At 72.4% G+C, this 15571-nt stretch carries 12 protein-coding genes; 4 read left to right on the top strand and 8 right to left on the bottom strand.

Features of this window, described 5'->3' with window-relative positions; translation table 11 throughout:
- Both AB0K00_RS43825 and AB0K00_RS43820 read right to left on the bottom strand, forming a co-directional pair.
- Positions 1 to 2271, bottom strand: a complete 2271-nt coding sequence (locus AB0K00_RS43825; protein WP_363534281.1) for a hypothetical protein — start codon at positions 2269 to 2271, stop codon at positions 1 to 3.
- A gap of 132 nt (positions 2272 to 2403) precedes the next feature.
- On the bottom strand, positions 2404 to 3168 hold the full coding sequence (locus tag AB0K00_RS43820) for a TetR/AcrR family transcriptional regulator (protein WP_363534278.1): 765 nt from the start codon (positions 3166 to 3168) through the stop codon (positions 2404 to 2406).
- Between the two features lie 78 nt (positions 3169 to 3246).
- Between AB0K00_RS43820 and AB0K00_RS43815 the strand changes: the two genes are divergently transcribed.
- Together AB0K00_RS43815 and AB0K00_RS43810 are read left to right on the top strand one after the other, a co-directional pair.
- Positions 3247 to 4185: an ATP-binding cassette domain-containing protein gene (locus tag AB0K00_RS43815; protein ID WP_363534275.1), complete on the top strand. Its 939-nt coding sequence runs from the start codon at positions 3247 to 3249 to the stop codon at positions 4183 to 4185.
- Entirely contained in the window at positions 4178 to 4990 is an 813-nt protein-coding gene (locus tag AB0K00_RS43810) for an ABC transporter permease (protein WP_363534272.1), read from the top strand. Before AB0K00_RS43815 ends, AB0K00_RS43810 begins: the two co-directional genes overlap by 8 nt.
- A 104-nt stretch (positions 4991 to 5094) precedes the next feature.
- Here AB0K00_RS43810 and msrB read toward each other — a convergent pair whose 3' ends face one another.
- The gene (gene msrB, locus AB0K00_RS43805) at positions 5095 to 5502 is read right to left on the bottom strand and encodes a peptide-methionine (R)-S-oxide reductase MsrB (RefSeq protein WP_363534269.1); all 408 of its coding nucleotides are present in this window, start codon (positions 5500 to 5502) and stop codon (positions 5095 to 5097) included.
- Positions 5503 to 5656: 154 nt separating this feature from the next.
- Between msrB and AB0K00_RS43800 the strand changes: the two genes are divergently transcribed.
- Both AB0K00_RS43800 and ligD read left to right on the top strand, forming a co-directional pair.
- Positions 5657 to 6661, top strand: coding sequence for a hypothetical protein (locus AB0K00_RS43800; protein ID WP_363534266.1), 1005 nt, complete (start codon positions 5657 to 5659; stop codon positions 6659 to 6661).
- Positions 6662 to 6710: 49 nt separating this feature from the next.
- Positions 6711 to 7733, top strand: a complete 1023-nt coding sequence (gene ligD, locus AB0K00_RS43795; protein WP_363534263.1) for a non-homologous end-joining DNA ligase — start codon at positions 6711 to 6713, stop codon at positions 7731 to 7733.
- 3 nt (positions 7734 to 7736) lie between these two features.
- On the opposite strand, the gene AB0K00_RS43790 is transcribed toward ligD, so the two are convergent.
- From AB0K00_RS43790 to AB0K00_RS43770, 5 genes are all read right to left on the bottom strand, one after another.
- Positions 7737 to 9269 carry an alpha/beta hydrolase gene (locus AB0K00_RS43790; RefSeq protein WP_363534260.1) on the bottom strand — a complete coding sequence of 511 codons (1533 nt, stop codon included), beginning with the start codon at positions 9267 to 9269 and terminating at the stop codon, positions 7737 to 7739.
- Positions 9270 to 9283: 14 nt separating this feature from the next.
- Positions 9284 to 10402, bottom strand: a complete 1119-nt coding sequence (locus AB0K00_RS43785) for an ATP-dependent DNA ligase (RefSeq protein WP_363534257.1) — start codon at positions 10400 to 10402, stop codon at positions 9284 to 9286.
- Positions 10403 to 11248: 846 nt separating this feature from the next.
- Positions 11249 to 12148 (bottom strand): DNA-3-methyladenine glycosylase 2 family protein, encoded by a 900-nt coding sequence (locus AB0K00_RS43780; RefSeq protein WP_363534254.1) that lies wholly within the window; start codon positions 12146 to 12148, stop codon positions 11249 to 11251.
- On the bottom strand, positions 12145 to 13083 hold the full coding sequence (locus AB0K00_RS43775) for a hypothetical protein (RefSeq protein WP_363534251.1): 939 nt from the start codon (positions 13081 to 13083) through the stop codon (positions 12145 to 12147). The genes AB0K00_RS43780 and AB0K00_RS43775 overlap by 4 nt, the downstream gene beginning before the upstream one ends.
- Positions 13080 to 15557, bottom strand: a complete 2478-nt coding sequence (locus tag AB0K00_RS43770) for an SMC family ATPase (protein WP_363534248.1) — start codon at positions 15555 to 15557, stop codon at positions 13080 to 13082. Before AB0K00_RS43770 ends, AB0K00_RS43775 begins: the two co-directional genes overlap by 4 nt.
- Positions 15558 to 15571 lie beyond the last annotated feature (14 nt).

Below are 15571 nucleotides of genomic sequence, written 5' to 3'. Positions count from 1 at the left end.
TCAGCGGATCTCGTAGACGGCGATGTCGCCGGCACGGTGCCTGAGCTGCGCGAAGTCACCCAGCGTCGACGCGGGCGCACCGTGGACCTCGTCGACGAACAGCCACCGCACACGGTACTGGTCGCGCAGCTTACCGATCGTGGCGGCCGACGGTGCGGAGAAGGCCGCGTCGTTGTCGGCGAGCAGTTGCTCGTTCCAGTACGGCGCCCAGACGGCGTTGGTGCCGGTCGCGGCGGCCATCTCGTGGGTGCGGTTGGTGAAGCCCCAGCCCTCGATCAGGAAACGGCGCTCGGAGTACGCGGAGAAGGCGAAGTGCCGGTTGTCGCACACGTCCTTCGGGGTGTCGCTGGCGATGACGCAGTGCGCGTTCGTGGCCACCAGGTCGTCGGGCTTGGAGTGGTCGCGCAGCCACCGCCCGGCGTCCTTGGTGCCCTTGGGGATGAACGCCTCGTACTGCTGGACCCCGCGCCAGCCGGTGTGGTTCGCCTCGCGGGTCGTCTCGAACAGGTGCAGCAGGGTGGTGACCAGGCAGACGCCGGCCAGCATGCTCGCGTAGACGGTCTTCTTGGCCGGGAACGACGAGCGGTGCACCAGCCATGCCGCGACGCCGAGCAGCGTGAACACCGCCAGGTAGGGCCAGACCAGGTGGAAGGCGGTCTGCGCCACCCCGCCCACGGCCGTGGGCCGCGGGGTCCGTTTCGGGTTCAGCTCATGGACCACGATCAGGATGGCGGCGCCGGCGAAGATCGCCCCGTACACCCACTTGAGCATCCGCTGGACCGGCACGTCGTTGGGCGTGATCAGGGCCAGGCCGACCACCGCGGCGAGCGACAGGTAGGGCCGCCCGGACACCATGAACCAGCCCTCGGCGCCGCCCTCGTGCCCGAAGACCAGCAGCGCGCCGATGCCGGACAGGCCGATGCCGAACATCAGGATGACCGGGTCGGCGGAGATCTTCAGGTCGGGCCGGCGGCCCTTGACGAGCCTGGTCAGGCCGAGCAGGCCCGGCCAGATGCAGGCCCAGCAGGCGAACGTGATCAGGGTGACCAGCGCCAGCCGCCACAGCGGACCGACGCCGGGCAGCGCGAACGTGGCCGTGTAGGGCGCGCCGGAGATCCGCGCGAAGTGCAGCGGGTCGATCGCCAGGCCCTGCGCCGCGCCGCCGAACAGCACGAACTGCGCGAACAGCACCGCGACGAACGCGATCCCGGACGTGATCAGCGCGGCGGGGTGGACCCGCTTGCGGGTCAGCATGCGCACCGCGACGACCAGCAGCAGGCCGGCGAGCAGCATCGGCAGGAATGTCGCCTTGCCGCCGGTGACCGCCGCCGTCAGCAGCACCACCAGGCCCCAGCGCTTGCGGTTGGACACGGTGAGCACGTCGACGAGGACCAGGGCCAGCCCGGCGAACAGGATCGCGCCGAACGTCTGCGTCGGGCTCGTCCACATCTGGGCCCGCAGCGACGAGCCGTCCTCGTAGGCGTTCGTGCCGAAGGTGGAGAACCAGCCGCCGAGGCGCCACTGGTACGGCGTCGGGGTGAGCACGAAGTAGGTGGTGACCGCGGCCGCCGCGCCCGCCCACCACTTGCCGGTGAGCCGCTTGCCGAGCACCGCCATCAGCAGCAGGAACCCGAAGACCATCGGCAGCGGCGACAGGCGCAGCAGCAGGACCTGCGGCTCGATCCCGGTGATCCACGAGGTGGAGGCCATCTCGGCGTAGACGAACCAGTGATACAGCACCGGCTGCTCGGGCAGCCACGGCGAGGCGAGCGGCATGTGGTGCTTGGCGTCACCGAGCAGGGCCAGGTGGAACGGGGAGTCACCGTCGGGGCTCAGCATGCCGGGCTCGGCCACGTCGTGGGTCCGGAAGAACCGGATGACGCTCCAGTAGAAGAGGATCAGCGCGGAGCCCGACAGGATCGCCGAGAACCAGAACGGGGTCTTCTCCTCGGCCCGGTCGGTGCCGCGCCAGTGCCGCCGGAGCCCCGGCACGAGCAGGAAGATGGCGATCGTGGCGATCGGCCAGGCGACGGTCAGCAGCGGCAGGCCGATGGCCCTCGCGCCGATGTACACCATGACCTCGCAGGAGTAGCCCACGGCGAGGCCCGCGGCCACGTCCTCGACGAACCAGCCGGGCCGGCCGCGCACCGCCCGCCAGATCAGCATGCCGGGCAGGATGAGCCCCAGCGCGACATAGCCCGCGAAGATCGCGGTGGTCCAGATCGGCACCCCGTAGAGGGCCAGGCCGATGAGAATCAATACGCCGAGCACTGCCGGCGGCGCCCAAGCGGGCGGCTTTCGCCGGGCCGGGGCCGACGTCGGTGTCGCTGACGTGGGCTGTTCCACGGTTACTGCCACGTGATCCGCCGTTTCTTGAGATGACCGTCGCACCCTATCAACGCGTCACTGACAGTTGGGGGCGCGCGTGCCGCTCGCTCGCCGGTCGATCAAGGTCGCTATGCCGTCAAGGACGCGTGCCAGACCGAATTCGAAGTCCGTGTCGGGCACCTCGTCCGGCATGTCGAGTATGCCGGTCGCCAGTAGCCTGCCGATCGCGGGGAACCGCAGGGGGTCGACGAGTTTGCCGAGCAGCTGACCGTAGGTGAGCATCGCCTCGTCCGCGGTCGTCCCGGACGCCTGCGCCGCGGCGGTGATGTCGGCGGTCAGCAGCGCCCAGTTTCTCGTGATGCCGCTCAGGGTCATGATCGTGGAGAGCTTCTCGTGCTCCTCCAGCGAGGTCCCGGCGAGGGTCGCCAGGCCGAAGTCCATCCACGCGACCTGGTTCGGGGTCAGCGGCGGCGTGGTGATCGGCACCCGCACGATCCACGGCTGCCGGCGCAGGATCCCGAGGTGCGCGCGGGCGAAGTACAGCAGTCCCTCCCGCCAGTCCTCGCCCGGCGGCGCGTCCGGCGGCGGGCCGATCGCGGCGTCGACCATCAGGTCGAGCAGCTCGTTCTTGGCCGTGACGTAGCGGTACAGCGACATGGTCGCCGCACCCAGCTCGGTCGCGACGCGGCCCATGGACACCGCGCCGAGACCCTCCGTCGCGGCGACCCGCACGCCCGCGGCGACGATCCGATCCAGGGTCAGCCCGGGTTTCGGCCCCTTGCCGGGGCGGGTGCGAAGGCCCCAGGCGGCGGCGAGGCTCGCGGGCAGCTCGTTGTCCATTGACTCCGATCCTACTTCTGCGTATAACTTACGCAGTAGAGCGTACGTCATACGCAATAGAATCTTGGAGGATCGCGCATGACCCTGGCAATTGAGGCCGCCGGTCTCACGAAGTCCTACGGCAAGCTCGACGTCCTCACCGGCGTCGATCTTGCCGTGCCCGCCGGCACCGTGTTCTCCCTGCTCGGACCCAATGGGGCGGGCAAGACGACCACCGTGCGCATCCTGGCCACGCTGCTGCGCCCCGACGGCGGGCAGGCCCGCGTGGCCGGCTACGACGTGGTCCGCCAGCGCCGGCAGGTCCGCGGCGCGATCAGCCTCACGGGGCAATACGCGGCCGTCGACGAACTGCAGAGCGGCCTGGAGAACCTCCGGATGATGGGCCGGCTCAGCGGCCTCAGTGCCACCGCCGCCACCCGGCGGGCCGGGGAGCTGCTGGAGCGCTTCGACCTCGCCGCTGCCGGCAACCGGCGCGCCGGCACCTACTCCGGCGGCATGCGCCGCCGCCTGGACCTCGCCGCCGGGCTCGTCGGCACCCCGTCGGTGATCTTCCTCGACGAGCCGACCACCGGCCTCGACCTCACCAGCCGGCAGGCGATGTGGCAGGTGATCGCCGGGCTCGTCACCTCGGGCGTGACCGTCTTCCTCACCACGCAGTACCTCGACGAGGCCGACCGGCTCGCCGACCGCATCGCCGTCGTCGACCACGGCCGGGTCGTCGCCGAAGGCACCCCCACCGACCTGAAGCGCCGCTTCGGCGACCAGCGCCTCGACCTGGAGATCACCGACCGGGCCGGCTGGGAGGCGATCGCCGGCCACCTCGGCGGCAGGGTCGTGCAACGCGACCCCGATCGGCTCACCCTCGGCGTCACCACCGACGGCAGCGCCGCGCACGTCCGCGCCGTCCTCGACGAGATCGACCCGGACCGCACCGTCGTGCACCGCTTCTCACTGCACAGCGCCACCCTCGACGACGTCTTCCTCGCCCTCACCGCCAAGGAGCCCGCCAATGTCTAGCGCCACGATGACCAAGGCCGCGGTGCCCACCGCGGCGACGGGGTCCACCGCCTCGGCCGTCACCCAGTGGCTGACGATGGGCGGCAGGTCGCTGCGCCTCGGCCGGCGCAACGTCGAGGCGCTCATCATGTCGCTGGTCCTGCCGGTGATGCTGATGGTCGTCTTCGTGTATCTCTTCGGCGGCGCCATCGACACCGGCACCGCCTACGTCACCTACGTCGTGCCCGGCGTCATGCTGCTGTGCGTGACGTTCGGCTCGGGCATGACCGCCGGCTCCGTCGCCAGCGACATGACCGGCGGCATCATCGACCGGCTGCGCTCCCTCGACGTCGGTGGCCCGGCCATCCTCGCCGGTCACGTCGCCGCCAGCGTCGCCCGCAACGTCTTCTCCAGCGCCCTGGTCTTCGGCGTGGCGTTCGCCATCGGGTTCCGGCCGCACGCCTCCGCGGCGCAGTGGCTCGGCGCCGTGGGGATCCTGGTCCTCACCATCACCGCCGTGTCCTGGCTGGCGGCGGGCCTGGGGCTGCTCGCGTCCTCGACCGAGGCGGCCGCCGGCTACACCTTCGGCATCACGTTCCTGCCCTACGCCAGCAGCGCCTTCGTCCCGGTCGACACCATGCCCACCTGGCTGCGCGGCTTCGCCGAGAACCAGCCGATCACGCCGATCACGGAGAGCCTGCGCGGGCTGCTGCTGGACCAGCCGGTCGGCTCCGCGCCGTGGAAGGCAGCCGCGTGGTGCCTGGGCATCATGGCCGTCTCGGTCATCGCCGCGGCCCTGCTGTTCCGGGCCAAGACCCGCGGCTGAGCGTTACGCGCAGGCGGGGGTGCTCGCAACAACGAGATCCGCCGGGGGACCGTGGTGCCCCGGCGGATCTGTCCGCGGATCTGGCCGTGAGTCCGGCCGTGGCGTCAGCTCGCGGGGTCCAGCTTGATCGACAGGCTGTTGACGCAGTGGCGGGTGTTCTTGTCGGTCATGCGCTCACCGCGGAACACGTGGCCCAGGTGCGAGTCGCACCGGGCGCAGCGGATCTCGGTGCGGGACATGCCCATGCTCCGGTCCTCGATCTCCTTCACGGTGCCCGGGATGGCGTCGTCGAAGCTCGGCCAGCCGCAGTGCGAGTCGAACTTCGCGGTGCTCTCGAACAGCTGGGCGCCGCACGCGCGGCAGTTGTAGACGCCCTCGGTCTTGGTGCTGACGTACTCCCCGCTCCACGGCGCCTCGGTGCCCGCGCGGCGCAGCACCCGGAACTCGTCCGGGGACAGCCGCACGCGCCACTCGGCATCGGTGGTGGGCAGGTCGACAAGTGGCTCGGTCATGCCTCAACGGTAGGCGGCGCGGCGCCGACCGACCATTACAGCCCGCGAACACGATTTCGCCCGCGACGTCCGCGCTCCAGCCTCGTTGGACCGACGAAAGCCGTGATTCGGACTTTTCATGGCACACCGGTCGAATGGACGGGGTACGACAACGATGAGGCTGCTCTACAAGGCGGTTGCGGTCGGTGCGGCGGGCGCCGCGAGCATCACGCCACTGGCCACCGCGGCACATGCCGCGCTCACGTCGCAGGAGCTGCGCGTGGACGGCTGCGGCCAGTCGTGGAACGGCACCCTCGAACTGTGCGCCGACGGCGAGACGTCCCACCCGGGGACCGCCCCGGCCGGGTACGGGCCGAACGACACCAACGACTGGCAGTACGCGGCCCCGACCGGCGTCGGCACGGGCGGCCCGCTGTACGCCGGCCAGGCCACCGGCGACGACGACGCCCCCGGCTACGGCGGCCACAGCGGTCACGGCCACGGCGGCTCGGGCCACGGCTCGGGCCACGGCTCGGGCCACGGCTCGGGCCACGGCTCGGGCAATGGCGGTCACGGCTCGGGCAATGGCGGACACGGCCACGGCTCGGGCAGCGGCGGCTACGGCGGTCACGGCAATGGCACGCCCGGCGGCAACGGCAGCACCACGCCCGGTGGCGGTGGTGGCCACGGCACGCCGGGTGGCAACGGCAACGGCAATGGCACGCCCGGCGGCGGCAATGGCACGCCCGGCGGCGGCAACGGCACGCCCGGCGGCGGCAACGGCACGCCCGGCGGCGGCAACGGCAATGGCAACGGCACCCCCGGCGGTGGCAACGGCAACGGCACGCCCGGTGGCGGCAACGGCAATGGCACGCCCGGCGGTGGCACCACGCCCGGTGGCGGTGGCGGGCCTGGTGTTTCCAGTGTTCCCACGGGTTCCGGGGCGGCCGCGGCGACCGGCACCGGCACGCTGCCCGTGACCGGCACGTCGTCGATGATGACCACCATCGGGTTCGCGTTCATCATCGGCGGGGCGGGCATCCTGTACTTCACCCGCCTCGGCGACCGCGGCGAGGAGCAGTCCCCGAACCCCACCCCCGAACCCCGGACCCCGGGTCGCCGGCCGGCGGCGCCGATGCCACGGCGCAGGCCGAGCCCGCAGGCGACGCGACGGTCCTGAACGGTGTCACGGGGCACCGCGAGGCCAGCCGGCGCGTAGGGTGCTTGGCATGGCCAGTGCGCTGGAGATCGAGGTTGCCGGACGTCCGGTGCGGTTGACCAGTCCCGACAAAGTGATGTTCCCGGAGCGCGGCTTCACCAAGCGCGACGTCTTCGAGTATTACGTCGCGGTCGGCGACGGCATCATGCGGGCGCTGGGCAACCGGCCGACGACGTTGCAGCGGTTCCCGGAGGGAATCGGCGGGGAGACGTTCTTCCAGAAACGGGTCCCGGTCAAGGGCGTCCCGCCGTGGCTGGAGACGGCGCAGATCGCGTTCCCCAGCGGGCGCAAGGCCGACGAGCTGTGCCCCGCGGACCTCGCGCACGTGGCGTGGGCGGCGCAGATGGGCACGATCGTGTTCCACCCGTGGCCGGTGCGCAAGGGCCACGTCGACCACCCCGACGAGCTGCGCATCGACCTGGACCCGCAGCCGGGGACCGACTTCGCCGACGCGGCCGTGGTCGCCGGCGAGCTCAAGGCGGTCCTGGACGAGCTGGGCTGGAAGGGCTGGCCGAAGACCAGTGGCGGCCGCGGTGTGCACGTGTACGTCCGGATCAAGCCGGAGTGGACGTTCGTCGAGGCCCGGCGGGCCGTGATCGCGCTGGCGCGGGAGGTGGAGCGCCGCCGCCCCGACCTCGTGACCACCAAATGGTGGAAGGAGGAGCGCGGCGAGCGGGTCTTCGTCGACTTCAACCAGATGGCGCGGGACCGCACGATCGCCTGCGCGTATTCGCTGCGGGCCAACGCCCGGGCCACCGCGTCGACGCCGCTGCGCTGGGAGGAGCTGCCCGACGTCGAGCCCGACGACTTCGACCTGCGCACCGTGCCGGAGCGGATCGCGAAGCTCGGCGACGCGCACGCCGGCATCGACGAGGTCGCCCACGACATCACGCCGCTGCTGGAATGGGCGGAGCGCGACGCGGCCAACGGCGAGGGCGACATGCCGTACCCACCGGAGTATCCGAAGATGCCCGGCGAGCCGATGCGCGTCCAGCCCAGCCGCGCTCGCAACGAGTCGAAGCCGGTGGCGTAGCCGCTACTTGTCGCAGGTGAGGTTCGGGGCCGGGACCCGCAGGTCGATCAGGTACCGGTTCACGGCATCGATCACGCAGCCGGTCTTCGGGTAGGCCGTATGGCCTTCGCCCTTCCACGTGATCAGCGTGCCGACGCCCAGCATCTTCGCCAGGGCCGGCGCCTGCTCGTAGGGGGTGGCCGGGTCACCGAGCGTGCCGATGACGACGATCGGCGCCGAGCCGGTCGCGGCGCTCGCCGGGTACGGGTCGCGCTTGCCGGGCCACTGCGCGCAGAGCAGGTTCAGCGCGAGCGCGCCGCCGAACAGCGGATACTTCGACCGCCACTGCGGCTGCAACGCCTTGGCCTGCTCGACCGTCGGAGTGTTGTCGCTGTCCGTGCAGCCGACGGCCGCGTTCGCGTCGAACATGTTCGAGTACTTGCCCTGCGGGTCCCGTTCGGCGTAGGAGTCCGCGAGCTGGAACATCTTCTCCGGGTTGCCGCCCCGCAGGTCCTGCATCGCCTGGGCGAGCACCCGCCAGCTGGACTCGCTGTACAGCGACGACACGACCGCGGTGAACACCCAGCCGGCCGTGGCGGTGCGACCCTTGCCCTGCACCGGGCTGGTCCGGGCGTCGGCGATCGCCTTCGTCACCACCGCCCGCGGGTCGGGGCCGATCGGGCAGGCGCTCGCGTTCGCCTTGCACCAGGTGCTGAAGTTGTCGAACGCGTGCTCGAACCCGGCCGCCTGCTTCTCCGCGGAATCCTGCATCGACAGCGTCGGGTCGACCGCACCGTCGAGGACCAGCGCGCGCACGTTCTTCGGGAAGAGCTGCGCGTACACGGCGCCGAGCAGCGTGCCGTAGCTGTACCCGAGGTACGTCAGCTGCTGCTCACCGACCGCCGCCCGCAGCGCGTCCATGTCCCTGGCCGTCTGCTCGGTGGAGAAGTAGCGCAGGGTGTCGCCGTACTTGTCGCCGCAGCTCTGCGCGAGCTTCCTCGTCAACGCGACCGACTCGCCGAGCGCCGCGTCCGTCTGCGGGTCCGGGTCGATGCCGAAGTTGGCGTCGAGATCGGCGTCGGAGAAGCATTTCACCGGCGACGACCGGCCGATGCCGCGCGGGTCGAAGCCGATCACGTCGAAGCGGCGCACCACCTCCGCCGGCAGGTACACGGAGCGGTACACCGCGTATTCGAACCCGGACGCGCCGGGCCCGCCCGGGTTGATGAACAGCGACCCGACCCGGTCCCGCTGCGTCGTCGACCGGCCGCGGACCAGCGCGACGTCGAACGTGCCGGAGCCCTCGGGGTTCTGCCAGTCCTGTGGGACCTTCACCGTCGCGCAGTCGTACTTCACGTTCTGCGGCGGGCTGGCGAAGATCCCCTTGTACACGTCGGGGCACGGCTTCCACTGGGCCGGCTCGACCTTCACCCCGGAGGACGTCGACGCCCCGGCCGACGGTGCGGTCAGCGCGCGGCCTTCCTGCGTGGGTGTCGCGGGGGCGCTGCACCCGCCGACCAGGGCCGCGACGAGCAGCGCAGGCAGCAGCCTTCTCAAGGCCGTCCAGCTTCTCAAGGCCGTCCAGCCAGCACGGACTCGACATCGAAGCGGATCGGCCGGTCGAGCTGGTCATACGTGCACGACAGCGGCTCCCGGTCCGGCCGCCAGCGCTTGAACTGGGCGGTGTGCCGGAACCGGTCGCCCTCCATCGCGTCGTAGCCGACCTCGACGACCAGCTCGGGGCGCAGCGGCACGAACGACAGGTCCTTCTTGCCCGACCAGCGGCTCAACCCACCCGGCAGCCGGGTCGCGGCGTCACCGGCGGGCACCGCGTCGAGGCTCGCGGCCGCGGCACCGGGGATCTGACCGGCCCAGTTCCACGGATGGTCGACGATGTCCTCACGGTACGGCGCAAGCTCCTCGACCAGCTCGGCCCGGCGCTCCCGGGTGAACGACGCGGACACACCCACGTGGTGCAGGCGGCCCTCCTCGTCATACAGCCCGAGCAGCAACGACCCCACGATCGGCCCGTCCTTGTGCCACCGGAACCCGGCCACCACAGCGTCAGCGGTCCTCGCGTGCTTGATCTTGAACATGGTGCGCTTGCCGGGCTCGTAGGCGCCGCCGGCCGGCTTCGCGATCACCCCGTCCAGCCCCGCGCCCTCGAACCGCTCGAACCAGTCCCGTGCCACCTCGATGTCGGTCGTCACCGGCGTCACGTGCACCGGCGCGATGACGCCCTTCAGGGCGTCGACGAGTCGGGCGCGGCGAATCGCGTACCCCACCTCGACCAGCGACTCATCGCCGATGGACAGCAGGTCGAACGCGACGAACGACGCCGGCGTCTGCTCGGCCAGCAGGTTGACCCGGGACGCGGCGGGGTGGATGCGCTGCCCGAGCAGCTCGAAGTCCAGCTTCGGCTCGCCCGAGTCACGCCGGATCACGATGATCTCCCCGTCGACCACACACCGCACCGGCAGCTGCGCCAGCACCTGCGCAACAACCTCCGGGAAGTAGCGGGTCAGCGTCTTGCCGCCACGGCTGGCCAGCTCGACCTCGTCACCGTCACGGAACACGATGCAGCGGAAACCGTCCCACTTCGGCTCGAAGCTCATCCCGTCCGCACTGGGCAGGCTGGGAATACTCTTGGCCAGCATCGGCTCAACGGGAGGCATCACCGGCAGATCCACCGCCCCACAGTAGCTGGCCAAGCTGCCCGGGGTCACTGCCGTGGCGGCGGGGCTGGAGTGGGTTGGGGTTGCGGGCTGGAGTGGGTTGGGTTGCGGGCTGGAGTGGGTTGGGTTGCGGGGCTGAAGTGGGTTGGGGTTGCGGGCTGGAGTGGGTTGGGGTTGCGGGCTGGAGTGGGGCGGCCGCCACTGAGCTAGCTGGGCCGCCGCTGGCGCGGCGTCCCGGCGGGGGGTTCCCACCCCGCACCCCCCATGCGACGCTGCGCGCCGCACGCAAGCCTGTTTCTTCCGCGGCGGCCTTCGGCCGTCCAGGAGCAGTGGGGGATTCTCACCCCACACCCCCAATGCTCGCTTCGCTCGCACGCCCTGCGCCCAGGGGCGCGGCCGACTCACGCGCATGCGCGCGGCAACCGAAGACCGCGGGTCAAGGTTTCCGTCTCGCCAGGTCTGTCGTCCAACTCGCCTGCCCTGCGCGCGAGACGCGGAGGCAGGCCCGTCCACCCCTCCACGCGGCCGTGCGAAGGTCAGGGGTGCCCGGATGCTCTCTGGTCTTCGCACTCCGGCAAGACAACCGCGCCGGGAGCGTCACGTCGTTGTGACCGTCCTGGCGCGGGGATTTTTTGGATGGGCCTGCCTCCGCGTCTCGCGCGAATGGCAGGCGAATTGGACGACAGACCTGTTGTGCCCCGCAACCTTGACCACCGGTCTTCGGTTGCTGCGCGCATGCGCGTGTTTCGGCCGCGCCCCTGGGCGCAGGCCGTGCGAGCGCAGCGAGCATTGGGGGTGTGGGGTGAGAATCCCCCACTGCTCTTAGACGGCCGAAGGCCGCCGCGGAAGAAATAACAACAGCTAGAACCGGGCGAAAGAGCGCAGCGCTACCCGGGGGCCGAACTTGGGGGCCGATATGCCTGCTGCGGCGAGGAGGCCGCAGACGCGGCCGCGGTGGCCGGTGTAGGGGGCGAGGAGTTCCAGCATGTGTTCGTCGGTGCCTCGGGGGGCGCCGGTCAGGGCGTAGGCGACGACGTTCTTGATGTGGTAGTCGCCGACCGACACGGCGTCGGCGTCGCCGTAGGCGGCGCGGGTGACCTCGGCCGCGGTCCAGGGGCCGATGCCGCGGACGGTGAGCAGGCGGGTGGTCGCGTCGGCGGCGGTGGCGCAGCGTTCCAGGCGGGTGGCCTCGGCGGCGACGCGGCGCAGCGTGTCGGCGCGTTTCTGTTCGATGCCGAACGGGTGGAACACCCAGTAGGGCGTGGCGGCGATGGCCTCGGGCAATGGGGGGAGTCGCAGCCGGGGGTTGGGGCCGGGTGCCGGGTCGGTGCTGAAGTGGCGCAGCAGGCGCACGTAGCCGTCGCGGGCCTCCTTGCCGGTGACCTTCTGGCCGAGGACGGCGGGCACCAGGTGGTGGAACACCCGGCCGGTCGCGCCGATCCGCAGGCCGGCGTGCTCCCGGGCCAGGCGGTGCACGAGGGGGTGCTGCCGGGCGAGTTCGGCGAAGCCGGTGACGTCGTCGCGGAGGCCGGCGATGGCGTCGGCGCGGTCCAGCAGCCAGTCGGCGCCCGGCCCGAAGGCGTCCGCCGTCAGCTCCGATCCTGAATACCGCAGCTGGAGTGTTCCCGGGCCGTCCGGGGTACGGGTGGCGAACCAGCCCTCGCGTGGCCCGACCGACAGCGTGGGGTCGCCGTGGATGAGGGCCAGGCCGCTGAGGGTGCCGGCCAGGTCGAACCGGGGCGGGGTCGGGAAGGTCCTCATCGTGCGACGGCTCTGGCGAGGGCGCGGTGCAGGAGGCGGGCGTCGCCGAGCATGGCGCGCAGCTTACGCTCCAGGCCGGCGATCGGGATGAGGTTCTGCGGGGCCCTCGGGTCCTTGTAGGCGCTGGACGCGAAGCGGGGCAGCGTGACCGCCGACAGGTGCGCGAGGGCCACCGCGTCGGCGGGCAGCAGGTCGGCGGAGCACTCGGCCCGCACGATCCCCGCCCACGGTGACCCTTCGGGTCCGGGCAGCCGCAGGTACCAGGCGAACCGGTGCCACGACGTGCCGAGCAGGAACACGGGGGAGCGCTGCCCGCCCCGCAGTGCGGTGACGACGGCGGTCAGCTCGGGTGGCAGGTATTCCACCCGGTGGGTCTTGATGTAGCCCAGGGCGCGGGGCAGGTGCGCCCGTTCCTGCAGCGGGCCGTCGACGATGAGCAGGTCACCGTCGTCGCGTTCCTCGCCGGACACGCCGACCTCGAGCGCCCGCATGTGCCGCTGTACGCCCAGCGCCAGGTCCTTGGGTTCGCCGCGGGCGATGCGCCGGGCCGGGTAGCGGATCGCGCCGGCGACCAGCGGCGGTGCCAGCTCGAACGGGGTGAACAGGCCGCGTTCGATGCGGGTGGTGGCGATCGCGGCGGCGCCCCGGTCCAGGTCGCAGCGGACCACCCCGGCGGCGTAGGAGGCGGCGATGCCGGGGTGGGTGACCCCGTCGTCGTCGGTGGCCCAGACCCGCGCGTCGATGCGCTGGACCCCGTCGACGACGAGGACGGTGCCGGGTGGCCGCAGCCCGGCCGGGGCGTCGACGGCCCGCCACGCCGCCGCGGGCAGCTCCACGTCGGGCTGGATCTGGGCGCTGCTCTGCGCCTGCGGGCCGTCGGCGGCCTCGAACGCGACCCCGTAGGACGGGTCCCAGGCGTCGACGTGGAATCTCATATGCCGATCCTTTCGACGCGGGCGGTGCGGGCGTCGCGGCGCACCTCGAACCTGACCGGGATGCGCTCGGCGAGGGCGCCGACGTGCGTGACCACGCCGACCATGCGGTCGCCGCGGGCGGCGAGGGACTCCAGGGTCGCCGCCACGGTGTCGAGGGTGGACTGGTCGAGGGTGCCGAAGCCCTCGTCGAGGACGATCGACTCGAGGCTCGCCGCCGACGTCGACATGCCGGCGAGCTGCTCGGACAGCGCGAGGGCGAGCGCCAGGGACGCCTGGAACGTCTCGCCGCCGGACAGGGTCCGCACCGCGCGGCGCAGCCCGGCGTCGTGGTGGTCGACGACGTAGAACTCGCCCTTGTCGTGGCCGAGGTCGTACTGCCCGCCGGACAGTTCCCGCAGGGTCCGCGACGCGCCGTCGACGAGCGTGTCGAGGGCCTCGGCCAGGAGCCACCGCTCGAACCGGTCGGCCCGCAAGTGCTGGGCGAGGGCCTTGGCGACCTGGCTCTCCTTCGCGACCTCGTCGCGGTGCCCGCGCAGCCGGGCCGCCTCCGCGCGGCGTTCCTCGATGCGGCGGTGGGCGGCCTCGGCGCGTTCCAGCGCGACCGCGGCCTCCCGGGCCGGGTCGGTGCCGGGTGCGGGCAGCCCGGCGCCGGCGAACAGTTCGCGCAGGTCGTGGCGGACCGCGGTGACGCGTGCCTCGGCCTGCTGGACCGCCTCGACGGCGTCGGGCCGCCGGGCCTGTCGTTCCCCGGCGGCGGTGCCGGCCCAGCCGGTCAGCGTGGCCCAGGCGTCGGCGAGGTCGTCGCGGTCGGCTGGCGGCGGGCCGAACGCGGCGAGGGCGTCGCGGCCCGCGTCGAACGCCTTCCACGCCGCGCGCAGCTGGTCCTCGGCCCGGTCGGCGGCGCCGGCCGCCTTGCGGTGCGCCTCGCGGGCCTTGCGGACCTCCGCGCCGGCCCGCTCCAGCGCGCCGTGGAGCTTGGCGATCGCGTCGAGGTCGCGGCGCAGCGCCTCGGGTGCCGGCGCCCCGTCCAGCGCGGTGTCCAGTGTGGACAGCCGGGCGTCGACCTGCTCGGCGTGCGCCCGCGCCGCGGCGAGGCCACGGTCGAGGTCGCGGACGACCTTGTCGTGCTCGGCGACGACCCGCTCGGCGGCGTCGCTGCGCTTGCGGGCCGCGTCGCCGGCCGCCTTGGCCGCGGCGACCGCCGGCTCGTGCGGGGTCTCCGGCAGGGCGTGCACGGTCTGCGTGCACACCGGGCACTCGTCCCCGACCCGCAGGTGCGGGCGCAGCGCGGTGGCGCGGTCGACGGCGACCGCGGTCTGGTAGGCGTCCCGTGCCGCCTCGAGCGCTTCGAGGGCGTCCTTCGCCTTGGTACGGGCGGCGCCCAGCGCCCCGGTCGCCTTCGCGTGCTCGCGCTCAGCGGTGGCGACGGTCCCGTGCACGGTGGCGGCCTCGGCCGCGAGCCGGTCGCGTTCGGCGTGCGCGTCCAGCAGCCGCCGCAGCGCCGTCTGGTCGCCGGCGGACTGCAGCTCGCCGCGCAGCTTCTCCTCGCGCTCCTCGGCGGCGCGGGCCCCGTCGACGGCGGCGGCGACAGCGCCGCGGGCGGCGGCCGCCCCGGCGGCGAGAGTGCCGGCGTCCGCGGGGACCCGCAGCCGGGTCAGCCGGCCGATCTCGGTGTCCAGGGCCGTCAGGGTCTCCGCGGCGGCGACGGCGAGCTTCGCCGCGTCGTCCAGCTGCGGCCCGATCCGGTCGACGTCGTCGGTGAGCGCCTTGAGCGTCGCCGCCTTCGCCGCCGCGGCGGCCAGGGCCGCGTCGTCCACGTCGGACATCCCGGCGAGCTGCTCGCCGAGAACCTTCAGCTTGGCGTCGGCGGTGTTGCCGAGGGTGTTCGCGCGTTCGCGGATCTGCCCGTACACGTCGAGGCCGAGGAGATTCACGAGGATTTTCTGCCGCTCGGCGGGCTTCGCGTGCAGGAACGCCGCGAACTCGCCCTGCGGCAGCACCACGCACTTGGTGAACTGCTCATAGGGCAGGCCGATCACGGTCTGCACCGCCAGGTCGACCTCGTTCGGGGTGCCGGCGAGCACGGTGCCCATGTCCTCGGCGCTGAGCCCGGTGTCGAACCGGGACAGGTCGAAGCCGTGCGGGAGGGCCTCCAGGCCGGCGTGCTTCGTGGTGACCGCGCCCTTGCTGTCCCGGCGGACCACCCTGGCCAGGACGTAGCGCACGCCCGCGGACTCGAACACGAACCGCACCCGGGCCTCGGTCGCCGACGGCGCGAGGGCGTTGGCGATGGCCCGCCGGTCGCCCCAGCGGGGGACGGTGCCATACAGGGCGAAGGTGATCGCGTCGAGGATCGTCGACTTGCCGGAGCCGGTCGGGCCGATGAGCGCGAAGAAGTCCGTGTCGGTGAAGTCGACGGTCGTCGGCTGCCGGAACACCGTGAAGCCGTCCATGTCCAAGCGGATGGGCCGCATGTCAGTTCCTCGCC

Source organism: Dactylosporangium sp. NPDC049525, assembly GCF_040676755.1.
Classification (GTDB): domain Bacteria; phylum Actinomycetota; class Actinomycetes; order Mycobacteriales; family Micromonosporaceae; genus Dactylosporangium.
This window is presented reverse-complemented; position numbering and strand designations above follow the sequence as displayed.

Bases quoted from the DNA above. Each gene is read 5' to 3' on its own strand.
- AB0K00_RS43820 (WP_363534278.1), bottom strand. From the start codon at position 3,168: ATGGACAACGAGCTGCCCGCGAGCCTCGCCGCCGCCTGGGGCCTTCGC.
- AB0K00_RS43815 (WP_363534275.1), top strand. From the start codon at position 3,247: ATGACCCTGGCAATTGAGGCCGCCGGTCTCACGAAGTCCTACGGCAAG.
- AB0K00_RS43810 (WP_363534272.1), top strand. From the start codon at position 4,178: ATGTCTAGCGCCACGATGACCAAGGCCGCGGTGCCCACCGCGGCGACG.
- msrB (WP_363534269.1), bottom strand. From the start codon at position 5,502: ATGACCGAGCCACTTGTCGACCTGCCCACCACCGATGCCGAGTGGCGC.
- AB0K00_RS43800 (WP_363534266.1), top strand. From the start codon at position 5,657: ATGAGGCTGCTCTACAAGGCGGTTGCGGTCGGTGCGGCGGGCGCCGCG.
- ligD (WP_363534263.1), top strand. From the start codon at position 6,711: ATGGCCAGTGCGCTGGAGATCGAGGTTGCCGGACGTCCGGTGCGGTTG.
- AB0K00_RS43780 (WP_363534254.1), bottom strand. From the start codon at position 12,148: ATGAGGACCTTCCCGACCCCGCCCCGGTTCGACCTGGCCGGCACCCTC.
- AB0K00_RS43775 (WP_363534251.1), bottom strand. From the start codon at position 13,083: ATGAGATTCCACGTCGACGCCTGGGACCCGTCCTACGGGGTCGCGTTC.
- AB0K00_RS43770 (WP_363534248.1), bottom strand. From the start codon at position 15,557: ATGCGGCCCATCCGCTTGGACATGGACGGCTTCACGGTGTTCCGGCAG.